General features: G+C 59.8%; 13 protein-coding genes. 6 read left to right on the plus strand and 7 right to left on the minus strand.

Features of this window, described 5'->3' with window-relative positions; all coding sequences use genetic code 11:
* Positions 1 to 3 precede the first annotated feature (3 nt).
* Positions 4 to 2,397, minus strand: a complete 2,394-nt coding sequence (locus WDN46_12320; GenBank protein MEJ0094181.1) for a PAS domain S-box protein — start codon at positions 2,395 to 2,397, stop codon at positions 4 to 6.
* Between the two features lie 734 nt (positions 2,398 to 3,131).
* Between WDN46_12320 and WDN46_12325 the strand changes: the two genes are divergently transcribed.
* Both WDN46_12325 and WDN46_12330 read left to right on the plus strand, forming a co-directional pair.
* Entirely contained in the window at positions 3,132 to 3,782 is a 651-nt protein-coding gene (locus tag WDN46_12325) for a phosphatase PAP2 family protein (GenBank protein MEJ0094182.1), read from the plus strand.
* Between the two features lie 154 nt (positions 3,783 to 3,936).
* Entirely contained in the window at positions 3,937 to 4,197 is a 261-nt protein-coding gene (locus WDN46_12330) for a hypothetical protein (GenBank protein MEJ0094183.1), read from the plus strand.
* 26 nt (positions 4,198 to 4,223) lie between these two features.
* Here WDN46_12330 and WDN46_12335 read toward each other — a convergent pair whose 3' ends face one another.
* From WDN46_12335 to WDN46_12350, 4 genes are all read right to left on the minus strand, one after another.
* Entirely contained in the window at positions 4,224 to 4,712 is a 489-nt protein-coding gene (locus tag WDN46_12335; GenBank protein MEJ0094184.1) for a YaiI/YqxD family protein, read from the minus strand.
* 21 nt (positions 4,713 to 4,733) lie between these two features.
* On the minus strand, positions 4,734 to 6,443 hold the full coding sequence (locus WDN46_12340; GenBank protein ID MEJ0094185.1) for a DEAD/DEAH box helicase: 1,710 nt from the start codon (positions 6,441 to 6,443) through the stop codon (positions 4,734 to 4,736).
* A 187-nt stretch (positions 6,444 to 6,630) separates the two neighbouring features.
* Positions 6,631 to 7,137, minus strand: coding sequence for a hypothetical protein (locus tag WDN46_12345; protein ID MEJ0094186.1), 507 nt, complete (start codon positions 7,135 to 7,137; stop codon positions 6,631 to 6,633).
* A gap of 34 nt (positions 7,138 to 7,171) precedes the next feature.
* Entirely contained in the window at positions 7,172 to 7,783 is a 612-nt protein-coding gene (locus tag WDN46_12350) for a DUF1269 domain-containing protein (GenBank protein ID MEJ0094187.1), read from the minus strand.
* A 358-nt stretch (positions 7,784 to 8,141) separates the two neighbouring features.
* Between WDN46_12350 and WDN46_12355 the strand changes: the two genes are divergently transcribed.
* Complete coding sequence (locus WDN46_12355) at positions 8,142 to 10,496, plus strand: Orn/Lys/Arg decarboxylase N-terminal domain-containing protein (protein ID MEJ0094188.1); 2,355 nt, start codon at positions 8,142 to 8,144, stop codon at positions 10,494 to 10,496.
* A 21-nt stretch (positions 10,497 to 10,517) separates the two neighbouring features.
* On the opposite strand, the gene WDN46_12360 is transcribed toward WDN46_12355, so the two are convergent.
* On the minus strand, positions 10,518 to 11,099 hold the full coding sequence (locus tag WDN46_12360; GenBank protein MEJ0094189.1) for an N-acetyltransferase family protein: 582 nt from the start codon (positions 11,097 to 11,099) through the stop codon (positions 10,518 to 10,520).
* A 124-nt stretch (positions 11,100 to 11,223) separates the two neighbouring features.
* Here WDN46_12360 and WDN46_12365 point away from each other — a divergent pair, with 124 nt between their 5' ends.
* Both WDN46_12365 and WDN46_12370 read left to right on the plus strand, forming a co-directional pair.
* Positions 11,224 to 12,810, plus strand: a complete 1,587-nt coding sequence (locus WDN46_12365; GenBank protein MEJ0094190.1) for an alpha-amylase family glycosyl hydrolase — start codon at positions 11,224 to 11,226, stop codon at positions 12,808 to 12,810.
* Between the two features lie 201 nt (positions 12,811 to 13,011).
* On the plus strand, positions 13,012 to 14,253 hold the full coding sequence (locus WDN46_12370) for an SLC13 family permease (protein ID MEJ0094191.1): 1,242 nt from the start codon (positions 13,012 to 13,014) through the stop codon (positions 14,251 to 14,253).
* A gap of 53 nt (positions 14,254 to 14,306) precedes the next feature.
* Here the strand turns inward: WDN46_12370 and WDN46_12375 are convergent, their stop codons facing one another.
* Positions 14,307 to 15,170: a PPK2 family polyphosphate kinase gene (locus WDN46_12375; GenBank protein MEJ0094192.1), complete on the minus strand. Its 864-nt coding sequence runs from the start codon at positions 15,168 to 15,170 to the stop codon at positions 14,307 to 14,309.
* 265 nt (positions 15,171 to 15,435) lie between these two features.
* Here WDN46_12375 and WDN46_12380 point away from each other — a divergent pair, with 265 nt between their 5' ends.
* Positions 15,436 to 16,881 carry a TIGR00366 family protein gene (locus WDN46_12380; protein ID MEJ0094193.1) on the plus strand — a complete coding sequence of 482 codons (1,446 nt, stop codon included), beginning with the start codon at positions 15,436 to 15,438 and terminating at the stop codon, positions 16,879 to 16,881.
* The last annotated feature ends 239 nt before the right edge of the window (positions 16,882 to 17,120 follow it).

Here is a 17,120-nt window from a genome sequence, read left to right on the forward strand (position 1 = left end):
CCGCTATGCGGATGCGCTTTCTTCGAAGCTCGTCATGCAGACGACGTGGGTGATTTTCTCGCCATCGTCCGAAAACGGGAGCAGCAGGCGCTCGAGAAAGAACGGCCCGTTGTGGCCAAGGCTGAAATAGGCGTATTCGTAACCCGGCTTGGCGGAGCGGACGCAGCGGCGGTAAGCTCCTTCCTCGGTTCCGATAATTTCTGCTTCGCTCAGAGCGATGTCGCATTCCTCACGACTGCGTCCCAGCCTTTCGATCACAGCGTCGCCGATCGAAACAAAGCGAATAGCAGGAGGCGCTGTCGCGTGATCGACCGCCGCGATGATGAGATCATCGGCGCGTTCGATGTCGGCGTGTTCAAAATCCGCCAAGCGGGGCAGGCGCGCGCCTCCATGCAGGTCCAGCCAAAGGCGCTCCAGCCTTTCAAGCGCCGGAGATTTTATGCGCTCGCCGGGCGAAGCTTCCCGATGGGCGTTGTCCGCAACAGAGGACTGCGGCGCGCGCAACACCCACTCGACTCCTTCCGGCAGATAGTCGAGCGTCGCGCGTCCGTTGAGCGATTGGGCGGCGACCCTTTGAATGATGGTCGTGCCGAAGCCTCTGCGTTCGGGGACAATGACGGGAGGGCCGCCGCGCTCGACCCATTGCAATTGGAACATCGGCTCCGGCTCGGCGTCGTGGTCGATTTTCCATTCTATCGCAACGCGCCCCCTCTGGTTCGACAACGCGCCATATTTCGCCGCATTGGTCGAAAGTTCATGCAAGGCCATGCCAATCATCTGGGCGGCGTCGTGCCTCAACCTGACCCCCAAGCCATTCATCGAAATGCGCTGTTGGCCCGGCTCCCAGTGATGGCCAACTTGTGAAAAAATAAGATCGGTCATCGAGACGCTGAGCGAGTTATTTCTGGCCAGAAGATCCTGCGAATTGCTGAGGGCATGGAGGCGCTCGCTGAATCGCGCGACGAAGTCTTCCGATGAGCCGGTGCTCTTTACGGATTGGCGCAGGATCGACCCTATGACCGAAAGGAGATTCTTCGAGCGATGGGCCAATTCTCGGAGGAGAATCGAATTCTGCTCGTCTTTCCGTTTGTGCTCTGTAATGTCGTGCCAGACCGAGACTGCGCCGGTGACGTTTCCATCGACGATCAGCGGAAGCCCGGCGGCGTCGAAATCATATCGGCGGCCGGTCGGCGACGTTATCTGAAATTCCTGTCTATCGATGATATCGTCGGTCAGGGCGCGGCAAGCCGAAAGCCGCGTAGGATCGACCGCTTCGCCATCAGAATTGCGTACGCTCAGGCGGCTCGCGACCCCTTGAAAATCGATCGGATGGGATGCGTCCGGTCCAATGCCCCAGACTGCTCGCGACGCAGCGTTGGTCCGTACGATCTCCCCCTTGCGATTATAGACGGTGATGGGGACGCTCAAGACTTCGAAAATGGCGTCGAGTTCAGCGGTCTGCTGCGCCATTTGCGCATGGGCCTCCTCCAGTTGCGCGACAACGCGCTTTTCAGCGGTGATATCGCGAGTCAGCACGGATATGGCCATGAGGCTGCCGTCGGCGCTGTGCACCGGAGCCATGCTCAACAGGGCGTCGATCACCGTTCCATCTTTGCGTAAGCGCTTCGTCTGACGCTGCACGACGGCGCCAGATTTGACCGCCGCCAACAAAGCGTCTCGCAAGGGATGCCGATCCGGCGGGACCAAAATCATATCGCTTCGCCCAATCATTGCATCGGCGCTATAGCCGAGGATGCGCTCGGCTGACGCATTCCAGCTCATGATCAATCCATCAAGAGTCATGCTGTAGATCGCGTCGCTGCTGGATGCGATCATCGCGGCGAGGTGGTCGTTGGCTGCTTCCGATTGCTTGCGCGCTGTAATGTCGAGCATTACGCCGACGCGCCTGACTGGGCGCTCATTTTCGAAGAAAGCGCATCCTTGCAGCGAGACCCAACGCAGCGCCCCATCGTTATGGCGGCGCATGCGCAACTCGACATTGTAAGCTCCATCACCGCCGGCCTCAGAAGCTGCCAGAAGCTTGGCTCTGACAGCGGCTCTATCCTCCTTGAGCGCCTGGCTGGCGAGAAGCTCGTAGGATGTCGTATCCGCAACGTTGCGTCCCCATATCGCTGCGGCGCGCGCATCCCAAGTGAACTGCATCGTCGATAGGTCGAGCTCATAGGTGCCGATTTCGGCTGCGCCGAGCGCCAGCCGCAGACGTTCCTCGATTTGATGGCCAATCCGCTGCGCCGGTCCGGCCTGTGCCGGTCCAGCCCCGGGCGCAACGGCGAATTCAGCGAGCCCATCAAGCTTATCGGTTGATTCGTCGTCGCCGCGCTCGACTTCGACGGAGGTCGCGATAAACCTGGAGGTCGAAGGATTCTTTCCGCTCATGCGGCCACACTCCAATGATCCATATAGCCGGGGGCTGAATAGGGCTCCCGGTCGAGCTCCCGGCCTCGTCGAACTCTTAAGTCGCGTGACTTTATCTAACTTGGGCAAGACGGTCTATCTGCGTTATACAACTCCTTCCAGGTTGTACGGAAATTTACGATGTTAAGAGTTACTTACTTTTTGGTGCGCTAATAACCGCCGATATTGTAAATCGGAGTAAATTACGCCGTTGGTCTTGTGCGGGCCTGCGCTGCCGCCGAAACCTCGAGACGTCTAAAACCTCGAGTTTCCGGGACTATTGCGCGGCGTTTTCGCAACGGAAGGGCGCTTAATATATAATAAAAACATGGCCTTCATACTGAATGGAGATCAGTCGAGAGTATAATTAGGCGCTTCTTGCCCTGAACGGCTCTGTATAAAATTGTCTTTCTGAAGAATTGCGCAAGATTTGCGATCGCTTCGCGGGACTTCCAGCTTTCATCCCGGCGACGTCGCAAAAATCGGAATGATCAATCGCTTGCTTTGCTGGCGCGCTCGGGTCTACCTTCGATTCCCGCCCATCGGGCAATTGCTGCGCCAGGAGGTTATGCGCCGACACCATAGTCATATTCCCTTCATGCCTCCGCGACTATTGTTGGCTTCGCGCCGCCAAAATGGTTAAGCATTTGGGTTGGGTTGGCCTCAGTTCTATCGGGATGAGCTTTTGCATCGAGCCAAGAAAGGCATTTTGGCGCATGATTGAAGAGGCCTCGGGCGTCGGCGCAGGGAACGCCGAACTCCAACTGGTGAATCAGCAAATCGCGGCGGATAACGGCCGGTCGCCTTACGAACGCGGGCGATGCGCGACTTTATGGGCGTCATCAAAGCAAAAGCTGTCTTATGCGGATCTCGTCGCGGTGCATGTCGTGTCCCGCTCCGCTCGATCGCGGATCGGCAGGGCCTCGGCAGTTGCAATCAGCAAACTGGGGAATGGCTGGCTTTACCCCATTATTGCGCTCATGATCTTCGAGCATTTTGGCAATAAGGCCGTTCGCGTCATCATCGCTGCGGGACTCAACGCCGGACTGCTGCACTGCTTATATCCCTACATCAAGCGCCGCATCGGACGGCCTCGGCCGTTCCGCACCGACAACAGCTTGATCTCGTTGTTCGGCGCGTTGGACGAGCATTCGTTTCCGAGCGGGCACGCAATGACCTTGTCCGGCGTGCTTGTGCCGATCGTTCTTGCGTGGCCGGACTCTGCGAGCGCAGCGGCTTCGCTGATGGTCCTCATGGGCTGGGCTCGCATCGCCTCGGGCCACCATTATCCGAGCGATATCTGCGCTGGAGCGGCCTTGGGTTTTGTTCTCGCATATCCTTTGTCGGTCTGGTGCCTTGTCGCCTGATGCGGCTGGGCCGCGCGCCGCGTCGGCCTCGCTTAGGGTAAGCGACGCGAAAAGCAATCAGCGCCGATTTTAGCGCATACGCCGCTGGCGATCTTCGCAACCATATTCGCGGATCGCGGTTAAAGGGCCTCCTAAACAACCAAGGAGGAATCCAATGATCAAGAACATCTTGGCTCTCTCGCTGGCCGCGCCGTTGCTTTTCGGCGGCGTCGCCTTGGCTCAAACCTCGGGCAAAACCTCGGGTCCGGCGGCTGGTGGAAACGCTGAACCAAGCACCGCGACGCAGAAAGATGAGGGCCGCTCGAGCAGCGATATGCAAATGGCTCCCAAAGGGGCAGGCGCTCCAGGCGTTGAAGGAAAAGCGGGTTCACAAAGCGGCGCTATTCCGAAGAATTCCAACACAGCGCCGCAATAGTCGGAGGCCCAGCGCGAGCGGCTTCTTCATTTGAAGCCGTCTCGTTGCAGGCGTAAGATCGCTAGATCGAGCGTTGATAAGAAAGCCGAGCGGTCGCGCGGCGAAAAGGGCTTTGGACCGCGCGTGTTCTCGCCGATCGAGCGTAGCTCATCCATCAAGTTGCGCATCGCGAGCGCAAGGCCGATCGAGGCCTCGGTAAAAGCGCGCCCGTTCGGCGTTATGACGTCCGCGCCGGCTTTCCGGCTTCGACTGGCGAGAGGTATGTCGGCGGTGATCACAACGCTGCCGCGCGCAGCTCTCGCCGCAATCCAATCATCGGCCGCATCTGGAGCCTGCCCGACGACTATGCGTTCTATCCAGCCTTCGCGCGGCGTCGCGATGGGGCTATTGGCGACCACAAAGACTTTTACGGCGCGCCTTTCGGCCACGCGATAGATCTCCGCCTTGACCGGGCAGGCGTCGGCATCGACGTAAATCGCAATTTGCTTACGCGGATCGAGCGCCGCTCCTTCGATTTAAGCGGAGACGGACAGCCTCTATTCCTTTTTGGGTTTTTTCCGCAAGGGTTTATCGGCTATCGATTCCGCATGCGCTCCCCGCGAATGCAGCTTGTGAGGTTTGCCCTCGAATCCTTCAGCGAGCGGCTCGATGCGGATAGGGTCGCCGTCAGGACGTCGCACATTGATGAGAAACTGCTTGGCGGCTGCTTCAGCGACTTCGAATTTCGTCTCGCGCTCAAAGATGCGAATTGCGCCTATATCGTGTTTGGTGATTTTGCCGCGGCGGCAGAGCATCGGCAAAAGCCATTTCGGATCGGCGTTTTTTTTGCTGCCGATATCGAGTTTGAACCACACGCCTTTGGCGTCCCAGGATCGCGGCCCCGACTCGCGCTCTGTCGGCCTTGCGTCGCGAAGCGGGCGCGGCTCGCGCCCCTGTCCCGGATCTTGCACTTCCTCGGGGGCCGGCAGCCGCGCGCGATAGACGCGAACCAGCGCGGCGGCGATGTCCTCGGCGGACCGCTCAACAAGCAGCGATCTCGCCATGACGAGATCATCCTCGCTGTTGTCCTCAGTCAAGAGAGCGTCCTGCAAGAGGCGCTCCTGATCGAGCTTGCGGATTTCATCGGCGGAAGGCGGTCCGCTCCAGATCGGTTGAACGCCAGCCGTCGCAAGCAATTGCTCGGCGCGACGGCGGCGCGCATTAGGGATGAGCAGGACGCTCACGCCTTTGCGGCCTGCGCGGCCGGTGCGCCCGCTGCGGTGTTGCAGGATTTCCGCATCATGCGGGAGGTCGGCGTGAATGACCAGCGTGAGGCCAGGAAGGTCGATGCCGCGGGCCGCGACATCCGTTGCGACGCAGACGCGGGCGCGTCCGTCGCGCAACGCTTGAAGCGCGTGATTGCGTTCGTTCTGGCTAAGCTCGCCCGAGAGCAGAACGGCGGAGAAGCCGCGCTCGAGAAGAATAGCTTGCAGATGGCGAACAGACTCGCGCGTATTGCAGAACACCAGCGCGCTTTGAGCCTCGACAAGCCGCAGCACATTTACGACGACGTGTTCGATCTCGTTCGGGGCGACGCGAATGGCGCGGTATTCGATATCGGCGTGGCCGCTCTCGCCGCCGGCGACCTCAATCCGCACGGCATCGCGTTGATAGCGCTTGGCCAGCGTTGCGATGGCCTTGGGCAAAGTGGCCGAGAACAACAGCGTTCGCCGGTCCTGGGGCGTCGTGTCGAGGATAAATCCGAGATCCTCCCGAAAGCCGAGATCGAGCATCTCGTCGGCCTCGTCGAGAACCACCGCTTTGAGTTTTGAGACGTCGAGGGCGCCGCGCTCGATGTGGTCGCGCAAGCGTCCCGGCGTGCCGATGACGATATGCGCCCCGGCGGCGAGTTCGCGCCGCTCGCGTCTTGGCTCCATGCCGCCGACGCAGGAGACGACGCGCGCGCCCGCATATTGATAAAGCCACGCCAATTCGCGCTGCACCTGGAGCGCTAGCTCGCGCGTCGGCGCGACAATAAGAGCCAAAGGTTCAGCCGCAGGCCCCATCCGCGCGGCGTCGCCAAGCAAAGTGGAGGCGATCGCCAGTCCATAGGCCACGGTCTTGCCGGAGCCCGTTTGGGCGGAGACCAGCAGATCGCGCTCGGCGGCGTTGGCTTCGAGCACCGCCGTCTGGACGGGGGTCGGATCATTGTAGTTTCGCTCAGCGAGCGCGCGCTCCAGAGCGGGAGCCGTCGGAAGAAATGCCAATTCGTAGCTTGCCTTTTATGCAAGAGGTTGTGTCGTCTGCGGCTAAGCGGCGCCGTGCATCGGAGGGGCGGAGAGGCCGATCCGGGCGGAACACAAGAACGTCATACGTTGATTTGGCCGGGAGCGCCATCAGGTCCGTCGCCGCAGCCTGCCTGTGGCGGTCTCTTCTGATGGCCCGAAGAGGGGGCTACGGTCCGGCGGACGAGGTCAGGATCTTCGCCATGAGTTTTGCGACCGACACATTTTCCGCTGCCGCCTGCAAGCTGAGCTTGCGATAGACGTCAGGCGGCAAAGCGACATTTGCAATAATTAACGTCCCCGGCGAGGACGGGTTTATGACCGTCTCGCGCTGCACCAAAGCCGCGAAACGTCTGACCCTGGCCTCTTTCTCCTCGAGGCTGAGCTCGGCGGCGCCGGCCACCAGCGGGCAATAGGCCGCAACCAATGCATCCACCAGATGCGCGTAGGACATTGAAGGATCCACGACCTCTAGTCGATTAATGAGATCGCTGACGAGATTTGCGGTATCGACGATATCGCCGCTAGCCAGGATCCGATTATCGGCCGGAGTCAGCGCGCCGGACAGCGCGCTCTCCGAGACTGGACCACAATCCAGATCCTTCCCTGCGCCCGCCATCGCTGGCATGACGCAGCAGAAGGCCCAAAATAGACCCGCGATCGCGCACGTCTTCATTGTCGCCCCTCGCGCTCCGGCGGTTTGTTGCAGCTCAGCTTGCCGCGGGCGTCGCTCCTGGGGACGCCGCTCCTGGGGACGCCGCTCCTGGGGACGCCGCTCCTGGGGACGGTGCTCCTGGGGACGGTGCTCCTGCAGGCGCGGAAGCCGGAATCTCGTAGGGTCGCCCGGCCAATGCGGCCCGGATCGCTTCTTCTTTTGATTTGTCGAATGAAGTGCGCAAGACGGTCCCGCCGACGCCCTCCAAATCAGCCAATACCTTATCGGTGGTCATTTTCTTGACGAGGATGAAGAGAGCGGCTCCGCCCGGCGGAATGGCTTGCGCGACGTCTTTCATGAATTGGTCGTTGATGCCGAAGTCGGCCAGTGAGCCTCCGAGCGCGCCGGAGGCGGCGCCGATCGCGGCGCCCACCAAGGGCAGTGCGAACAGAATGCCAACAAGAAGGCCCCAAAAGGCTCCCGAAGCAGCTCCAGCGGCGGTGGTGTTGAAAACCTGATTGAGCTTGATCTTGCCGTCTTCATGCTTCACCGCCACGACGGCGTCGCCCATCTCGATCAGATATTCCTTTTGCAATTCAAATAGCTTTTGGCGAACTTCCTCGGCTTTTTGTTCGCTGGGAAATGCAATAACGAGAAGATCATTCATGGTTCATCCTCCAATTGTGGAAATGCCAGTTCACTTGGGCGCCGCCTTAAGGTCAAGTGCGCCCTGATGGCGCGGACCCATCGAGCCGCGTTAGCTTTGTTTTCCATGAACCCGCGCCAGACTAGCGTCAATCCTTTGCATTTCAACACGCATATCGAGATTGGGGCGACAATTTCGCTACGCCCGACGGAAAACCGACAGGGGGACCGCAAAGCCGCGCTCGCGGCCGGCGCAATCGCAGATTTATTCCACTTGCTTAGGCGTCTGCGCGCTTTCAGAGCGGCGCCGCGCGCCTCTCTCTGCTATGAGTGCGCGGCGCGTTCCCGATCTCGGCGCGGTTTTAGGGAGGGGGCCCTCCGTGGATTTTTTCAGGCATTTTACTTTTCTCGTCTGCGCTCCTGCGTTCGATGAGAAGGACCTTGAAGGACTGCGGTTGCAGCAGATCATCTCAGCCATCGAACAGCTTGGGATGCAGGTCGTTCGCGCTCGCCGGATTGAAGACGCCGAAATCGCCGTTCAGACCGACGCGGCGATCGGTTGCATGATCGTCGATTGGGGCAAGAAAGGCGTCGAGGGAAAGACCGCCGCGCTGATCAATCTCATGCGGCGGCGCGGCCTCGAAATGCCGATCGTGATGTTGGCGCGCCGCCGTCAATTCGAGGACATTCCGGTCGAAGTGCTGGATTACATCGATGGCTATGTCTTCCTCGCGGAGGAAACTCCGGAGTTCATCGCGAAGAATCTGGTTAGCCGCCTGAAGCAATACGCGGACACGTTGAAAACGCCCTTCTTCGGCGCGCTCGTCGACTATGCGGAAGAGGGCAATCAACTCTGGACCTGCCCAGGGCACAACGGCGGCATTTTTTACGGCCGCAGCCCAATCGGTCGCATATTTGTCGAGCATTTGGGCGAGGAGATTTTTCGCGACGATCTCGACAATTCGGTGCTCGAACTCGGCGATCTCTTGACGCATGAAGGCCCGGCGCTCCGCGCTCAGAAAGAGGCGGCTGCGATCTTCGGCGCCGAGAAAACCTATTTCGTCTTGAACGGCACCTCGTCTTCCAACAAGATCGTTCTCTCGGCCCTTGTCGCCGAAGGCGATCTCGTGCTGTTTGATCGCAACAATCACAAAGCCGCCCATCACGGCGCGCTATCGCTCAGCGGCGGAATCCCGATCTTTCTGGAAACCGACCGCAATGCCTATGGCCTAATTGGGCCGATCTATCCAGAGGCGCTCGACGAGGCCCGCATCCGCGAAAAAATCCGCCTTCATCCGCTCGTTACGGATTCCGAGGCATGGCGACGCGAACGGCCGTTCCGCGTCGCCGTCATCGAGCAATGCACCTATGATGGGACGATCTATAACGCGCAAGTGATCCTCGAGAAAATCGGCCATCTCTGCGATTATATTCTTTTCGACGAGGCGTGGGCGGGCTTCATGAAGTTCCATCCTCTATTCGCCGATCGTTTCGCCATGGGCCTTCGCGGGCTTGGCCCCAGCTCTCCCGGAATCATGGCGACGCAATCGACGCATAAGCAGCTCGCCAGTTTTTCTCAAGCTTCCCAAATTCACGTCAAGGACCGCCATATTCGCGGTCAGGAACGGCGCGTCGGGCATCGCCGCTTCAATGAAGCTTTTCTTCTCTACGCGTCGACGTCGCCATTCTATCCGCTGTTCGCTTCCCTCGATGTCGGCGCGCAAATGATGAAAGGCCGGTCCGGCGAAGTGCTCTGGGACGACACGATCCGGCTTGGAATCGAATTGCGGAAGAAGTTGCGGGCCGTGCAACGCGAGTTCGAGGAGAAAGAACAAGATCCCGCGCGCCGCTGGTTTTTTGAAGCCTTCGCGCCCGATCGTGTCACCCTGCCGGCGACGGCACTCGAGGGGCCGCGCGATGTCGCCTGGGAGGAGGTTTCAACCGATGAGCTCGCCGCCAATGCGCGCTACTGGGAGCTCAGTCCAGGCGCGCAATGGCATGGATTTGGCCATGTCGCGCCAGGATTCGCGATTACCGATCCAAATAAGCTGACCTTGCTCACGCCGGGTTTTGACCGTCGTACCGGCGCTTATGCCGCGCATGGAATTCCGGCGCCGGTCGTTGCGCAATATTTGCGCGAGAACCGCATCGTTCCGGAGAAAAACGATCTCAACTCGCTGCTGTTCCTGCTGACCCCCGGCGTCGAATCGAGCAAGGCCTGGACCTTGCTCAGCGCGCTGGTCGCCTTCAAAAAGCTGCACGACGACAATGCGCGTCTCGTTGATGTGATCCCCGAATTCGTGCGCGCGCGGCCAGGCCGTTACGCCGGTCTGCGTCTGCGCGACCTTTGCGGCGAAATGCACGCGTTTTATCAAAGCTGCGGGGTGAGCAAGTTGCAGAAGGCGCAATTCGCGCCGGACCATCTGCCGGAAATGGCGATGCCGCCGCAGGAAGCGGTGCGTCAAATGGTGCGGAACAAGGTCGATTATCTGCCGCTCGACATGATCGCCGGGCGCATTGCGACGACGCTTTTCGTCGTCTATCCGCCGGGCATAGCGACGATCGTTCCTGGCGAGCGGCTCGGCCCGCGCGCTGCGCCGATGCTCGAATATCTCAAAATGTTCGAGAGCAGCGCTAATCTTTTTCCCGGATTCGAGGCAGAGATCCAGGGGCTCTACCGCGAGATTGGAGCTGACGGGGTGGTCCGGTTCTATACCTATGTCGTCCGCGAATAGGCGTGTTCGGAAGCCGGCCGATCAATGGGCCTTGTGCGGGCCGGCGTCGCCGTGATTGAGGGTGATTTCCTTTGGAAGAGAGGCGTTGCCGGGACCAAGCGGGCGTTGCATCAGGACCGTGTCGGCCCAATGGCCAAACTTGAAGCCGACAGACCGCAACATGCCGGCGCGCTCAAAACCGAACGCCCCATGAAGCTCCAGCGATCGCTCATTGGCGGAATCGATGTAGCAGATCATCTGGCGATATCCGGCGTCTCCGCAGGCGGCGATCAGCGCGGGAAGCAGCAGCCGTCCGACGCCGGTGCGCAGATGATCCTTATGCACGTAAATCGAATGTTTGACCGCATAGCGGTAGGCGGGACGCTTAAGAAAAGGGACGGCGTAGGCATAGCCGACGACGTCGCCATCAAGATCCGCGACGAGGTGCGGAAGGCGGCGCTTAAGCATCGCTTTGCGTCGTCGCTTGATGTCGTCTGGATGCAAAGGCTCCGCTTGAAAATCGCCGAGGCCGTTTTGGACATGATAGGCATAGATGCCGATCATGGAGGGTACGTCTTGTTCGTTGGAGGGGCGCACGGTGATAGGGGGCGGTTGATCGAGCATGTATCGGTTCTGACCTCAGATTTCGGCGCGCCGCGGAGCGCGGACGCACCCTATCGATCATCCGTATGTGAAAATTTAATGACGTCTGTGCGACCTCTGTCAAGCTCTGGTTAAGGATGCGCTCATGCCGGAAATGTGGTGGCGCGTTGGCTCCATCTATCAAATCTATCCGCGATCCTTTCAGGATTCGAACGGCGACGGAATCGGCGATCTGGAAGGCATCCGGAGGCGGCTCGACTACCTTGTATGGCTTGGCGTCGACGCGATCTGGATCTCCCCTTTTTACCCTTCGCCGATGCATGATTTTGGCTATGACGTCGCCGATTATTGCGGGGTCGATCCGATCTTTGGTTCGCTCGAAGATTTCGATCGCCTGATCGCCGACGCCCACGCGCGCGGATTGAAGGTGATTCTCGACTTCGTGCCGAACCATACCTCGATCGAGCACCCCTGGTTCAAGGAGAGCCGGGACCCTCGCACGCGCAAACGCGATTGGTACATCTGGCGCGACGGAGCGCTGGGCGGGCGGCCCCCGAACAACTGGATCGGCAATTTCGGCGGTCCGGCGTGGACCTTTGATGAGCTAGGCGGTCAGTATTATTATCACGCCTTTCTGCCTGAGCAGCCGGATCTGAACTGGCGCAACCCCGAAGTGCGGGAGGCAATGCACGAGGCATTGCGCTTCTGGCTGCGGCGCGGAGCAGATGGTTTTCGCGTCGATGTAATCTGGCATCTCATCAAAGACAAAGATTTCCGCGACAATCCGCCGAATCCGGCGTGGACGCCGAAAGATCCAGACATTGAGCGTTTGCTGCAGCTTCATTCAGCCGACCAAGCCGAGGTGCATGGCGTGTTCGCCGGCTTGCGCCGCGTCGTCGATGAATTTGAGGATCGCGTATTGATCGGCGAGATCTATCTCCCGATTGAGCGACTCGTCGCCTATTACGGAGAGAATCTGTCCGGCGCGCATCTGCCTTTCAATTTCCAGCTATTGCAGACGCCTTGGGGAGCGAGTGCAATCGCCAAGTCGATCAAGGATTATGAGGCGGCTTTGCCCGATGGCGGTTGGCCGAATTGGGTTTTAAGCAATCATGATCGGCGGCGCATCGCCGCGCGGGTCGGGCCGGCGCAAGCCCGCGTCGCCGCCATGCTGCTTTTGACGTTGCGCGGGTCGCCAACGCTCTATTACGGCGACAAGCTAGGCGTCGGCGATGTCGAAATTCCTCCGGGCGGCATACGCGATCCCTGGGCGCTGCGCGAACCGGGCCTCGGCGTCGGGCGTGACCCCGCGCGCACGCCGATGCAATGGGACGCCAGCATTCATGCCGGTTTCTCGACGCATGAGCCGTGGTTGCCGCTAACGCATGATGTTAAGACCCGCAATGTCGCGGAGCAGGGCGCCGACCAGACGTCGATCCTCTCTCTTGTGCGCGCCCTGTTGCACTATCGGCGCCGCCGCGCATCTCTAACGCTCGGAGCTTGGCGCCTGATTGATTGCGACGGCGATCTGCTCGCCTATGAGCGTTGCAGCGGCGAGGAGCAAACGATCGTCGTGCTGAATTTCGGAGCCAGTCCCCAGCTATGGCCGGTTCCCGCACTGACCGCGATCCGGATAGCGATCTCGACGCAATGCGATCGACATGACGAAGCGGTCGAGTCAATTTTGCGATTGCGGGCGAACGAGGGCGTTGTGCTCGCGCTGACCCGGTGACATGGGAGCCGAGCAATAGACGACGGTCGATTTCGCCGCGGATCCCTTCGCAGATGTTTTGCAGCACAAGCTGGGCTGCGCTAAAGCGGCCTCGCGGAGCGGCAGGGAGCGTTTCGTCGCCGGTTGGTGAGCGGCTGCGCCTTTACCTCGGCGGCGATTAGGAGGCTTGCCGTCGGCGGCCAGCCGCCGTAACCCTTTTAAATGAACTTGACCGTCACCATCTGCGCGCTCACTTACTTTGCCGTCGCGCTCGGCAAAGTGCCGGGGTTTCGGGTCGATCGAACCGGCGCCGCACTGCTTGGCGCCATTGCGCTGATCGTCACCGAGCGCATCGGCATCGAGGTTGCCTGGGCGGCGGTGAGCGTCAGAACGGTCGCGCTGCTATTTGGCTTGATGATTGTCTCCTCGGCCTTCATCGTCTCAGGCTTTTACTCCGTCACCGCTGCGACGATCGCCAGCCTCAAGATCGGACCAAAGGCGCTGCTCGCCGTTTTCCTCGGCGCCTCGGCTCTGTTATCGGCTTTCCTGACCAATGACGTTGTGGTCCTGGCGATGACGCCGCTGCTCGTCTCAGTCACTGTGGCGCGCGGGCTCAACCCCACGCCGTTTCTCCTCGGCTTCTGCTTCGCTTCAAATATCGGACCAGCCGCAACACCGATCGGCAGCCCGCAAAATATAATTCTGGCCGAAGGGTTTGACCTGAGTTTCGTCGCATTCGTTAAGGCGACGCTTGTTCCGGCGCTTCTTTCATTGCCAGTCACCTGGGCGCTGATCGCCCTGTTCTATCGCGGCCGATGGTTCTCGGCAGGCGCCGCCGCGATGCCGACTCCGACTCCGACTCCGGCGCCGCTCGATCGCCGCGAGACGACGAAAGCGGCGGTGGTTGCGATCGGGGTCGTTCTCGCCTTTGCGTTAACCGACTGGCCGCGTTCCCTGGTCGCGTTGGCGGCTGGGGGTCTGCTTCTGATGAATCGCAAGATTTCTTCGGGCGACGTGCTGAAGCATGTCGACGGCGATTTGATTCTGCTTCTGATGGGACTCTTCATCGTCAATGCGGCGCTCGCGGCGACAGGACTGCCCTCGGAGCTTCTTGCGTATCTTCGCCATCATGGCCTCGATCTCCAGCATCCGCTCACGCTTTTTTTCGTAAGCTCGGCGCTTAGCAACGTCGTCGGCAACAGCGCCGCCGTGTTGCTATTGACGCCCTATGCTTCAGGCGGCGCGCAGCAGCCGGACGTCACCGCCGCCGCTATGGCCTTAGGCACCGGATTTGCGAGCAATATGATTATCTTCGGGAGCCTCGCGGGGATCATCGTCGTCGAACAGGCGCGGAAGCGAGGCGTTGATATTTCATTCGGCGAATTCGCCCGCATCGGTCTTCCAGTGGCCTGCGCCACTTTGGCTCTTGCCGCTGGTTGGATCGTCTGGATGTCGGCGCATTAAGTCTTCATGCTTGGTGAGTCTTCAGACTTGGGGCGTCGCGCCGCATCGTCTCTTCACTTTTCGGATTTCTTGCCGTCCTTTGACGCCGCGTCTTTCGCGATCTGATGGTATTTGCGCCTAATCTCGTCCAAATCGACGGAGGGCTTAGGAAAACGCATGCCAAGATCTTCCATCGCATCGGCGACGATCTGCGAGACGGCCAGATCGCGAAACCATTTATGGTTCGCCGGCAGGACGTACCAGGGCGCAAGCTTTGTGCTTGTCGCGCCGAGCCCCTCCTCAAAAGCGTCGACGTAATTGTCCCAGAACGGCTGCTCCGAATAGTCGGATTCGCTGATCTTCCAATTGCGCTCGGGATCGCTCAATCGCTTCTCGAAACGGGCAAGCTGCTCATCCTTGCTGATATGAAGGAAGAACTTCAAAATCACCGCTCCATTGTCGATGAGCAAGGTCTCGAAATTGCGAATATTTGCGCAGCGCTGGGCGAAGGTCTCTTTATCGATGGTTTTATGGGCCCAAGGCACGAACAGATCTTCGTAATGAGAACGGTTGAAGATCGCCGCCCAGCCGTTCGCGGGGGCGTGCGGATGCACTCGCCAGAGGAAGTCATGCGCGAGCTCTTCAGGCGTTGGCTCTTTGAAGCTGGTGACGATGACGCCTTGTGGGTTGAAGGCGGCGAAGACGCGGCCGACGACGCCATCCTTTCCCGCCGCGTCGCTGCCTTGCAAGATGATGAGCAAGGAATGCCTCTTCTCGGCATACATCAGCGACTGCAGATGGGCGAGTTTCCGGCGATATTCCTCAGTGGCTTCGGCCGCCTCCTGCTTCGAGCCGCACCCCGCAGCATAGGCCGGATCGCGGTCCTTCAGCTTTAGCTTGGTTGCAGCATCGACATAGAATGTCTTGCGATAATCCATATTTCCGCCTCCGATTTCGCGGGAAAAATCCGTCAATTCGAGTTAGCATGACTAAGGCGGCGTCTGCACAGCTATCTTGATGGCGAGGCATTTATCGAGGGGGCGAAGCGTGCGGAGCTAGTCAGGCGTTCCTCGCGCAGAATGAAACTACGCGCATCGGGGTTCGATCTTGCTTCCGCAAGCCGCCATTTTGACAAGCGCGGCGGCGCTGCATCCCGTTCTCGCCTTCGGCGCATCGCAGAATCGTTCTTAGGCGGGGGAAAAAATGAAGGTCGGCGAGATAACCGAAACGGCACCGCAGGATGACGAGAAACTTCTCGCTCGAATTGCGCTTCGCTTCGCTGCCTGGTCGCAACGTTGGTTTCCGGACGCATTCGTCTTTGCGGCAATCGCCGTCGTGGTCGTCGCTACGGCGGCGATGCTGAACGGGGCGTCTTTTCAACTCGTCGCAAAATCTTTTGGCGACGGCTTCTGGAGCCTCATTCCATTCACCCTGCAGCAGGTGATGGTAGTCGTAAGCGGCTACATCATAGCAAGTTCGCTGCCGATGGCGCGCCTGATCGATAAGATTGCCGCGCTGCCGTCCGGCGGACGCAGCGCGATAGCCTTCATCGCCGTCATGACCATGTTTTTGTCACTCATCAATTGGGCGCTCAGCCTGATCTTTGGCGGTCTGCTCGCGCGCGCAACCGCACAGCGGACAGAGCTCAAGATGGATTATCGCGCCGCGGGAGCCGCCGCCTATCTCGGCCTGGGCTGCACCTGGGCCTTGGGCCTTAGCTCTTCGGCCGCGCAATTGCAGGCGAACGCCAGCGCGATGCCAAAGCCGCTTCTTCAAATTACAGGCGTAATCCCCTTCACGCAGACCATCTTTCTTTGGCAATCAGGGATTATGCTCGCAGTTTTGATGATTGTTTCGACGGCGATCGCATTCTGGTCAGCCCCGTCGGAATCGCACGCGATGACCGCCGCGATGATGGGAGTCGACGTCAAGACCAAGCTGGAGCCGCTTCCGCCGCGCGAGCGCCCCGGCGAATGGCTGGAATATAGTCCGATCCTAACCCTTCTGCTGTTCGCTCTCGGAGCCGGCTGGCTAGTGGAGGAATTTGCCGGCAAAGATCCGATTTTGGCGATTTCCAACCTCAACACCTATAACTTCGCGCTATTGATGTTTGGCCTGTTGCTGCATTGGCGTCCGAGAAGCTTCCTCAACGCGGCGGCGAAGGCGGCGCCCGCAACGGTTGGGATATTGATGCAGTTTCCCCTCTACGGCGGCGTTGCGGCGATCCTGACGGGCGCTGTCGGATTTGCGGGAAATTCGCTCGCGCTGCGGCTCGCGGAATTTTTCGCCAGCGTCAATACCAAGGAAAGCTTTCCGGTCGTCATGGGGCTCTATTCCGCGGCGCTAGGCTTCTTTATTCCGTCCGGCGGCGGCAAATGGGTGCTGGAGGCGCCATATGTCATGCAGACGGCAAAGGAGCTGAAAGTTCATCTTGGCTGGGCTGTTCAGGTCTACAATTCCGCTGAGGCGCTGCCCAATCTGATCAATCCCTTTTTCATGCTGCCGCTGCTTGGCGTGCTGGGGATCAAAGCCAGAGAAATCGTCGGCTTCACGGCTTTGCAATTGGCGTTTCACCTGCCGATCGTGCTTTTTATGCTCTGGGCGTTCGCCGGCACGCTCACCTACGCGCCGCCGGTCATTCCGCAGTGAGGCGGCGACAGGTTCTGGCGTGCGATCCTTTACGGGTGGAGGGGTCTCGCGTTAACTGCGGAAAAACGTGCGGCGTTTCAGAGCATCGGGGAGATTCGCTTTGGGAATTGGCTGGATCGATGATCTTGAGAAGCGCGAGCCAAGCGTTGCCCCAGGCGTATGCTCATGAGCGGTCGGGAATTATTGACCAGGCGCCGTCTGGCGCTCGGCGGTTTTTGCCTCTGCTGTTTGCCGGCGTT

The organism is Methylocella sp. (assembly GCA_037200525.1).
Classification (GTDB): Bacteria; Pseudomonadota; Alphaproteobacteria; order Rhizobiales; family Beijerinckiaceae; genus Methylocapsa.

Bases quoted from the DNA above. Each gene is read 5' to 3' on its own strand.
- WDN46_12325 (MEJ0094182.1), top strand. From the start codon at position 3,132: ATGATTGAAGAGGCCTCGGGCGTCGGCGCAGGGAACGCCGAACTCCAA.
- WDN46_12370 (MEJ0094191.1), top strand. From the start codon at position 13,012: ATGAACTTGACCGTCACCATCTGCGCGCTCACTTACTTTGCCGTCGCG.
- WDN46_12350 (MEJ0094187.1), bottom strand. From the start codon at position 7,783: ATGAATGATCTTCTCGTTATTGCATTTCCCAGCGAACAAAAAGCCGAG.
- WDN46_12365 (MEJ0094190.1), top strand. From the start codon at position 11,224: ATGCCGGAAATGTGGTGGCGCGTTGGCTCCATCTATCAAATCTATCCG.
- WDN46_12330 (MEJ0094183.1), top strand. From the start codon at position 3,937: ATGATCAAGAACATCTTGGCTCTCTCGCTGGCCGCGCCGTTGCTTTTC.
- WDN46_12345 (MEJ0094186.1), bottom strand. From the start codon at position 7,137: ATGAAGACGTGCGCGATCGCGGGTCTATTTTGGGCCTTCTGCTGCGTC.
- WDN46_12375 (MEJ0094192.1), bottom strand. From the start codon at position 15,170: ATGGATTATCGCAAGACATTCTATGTCGATGCTGCAACCAAGCTAAAG.
- WDN46_12320 (MEJ0094181.1), bottom strand. From the start codon at position 2,397: ATGAGCGGAAAGAATCCTTCGACCTCCAGGTTTATCGCGACCTCCGTC.
- WDN46_12380 (MEJ0094193.1), top strand. From the start codon at position 15,436: ATGAAGGTCGGCGAGATAACCGAAACGGCACCGCAGGATGACGAGAAA.
- WDN46_12360 (MEJ0094189.1), bottom strand. From the start codon at position 11,099: ATGCTCGATCAACCGCCCCCTATCACCGTGCGCCCCTCCAACGAACAA.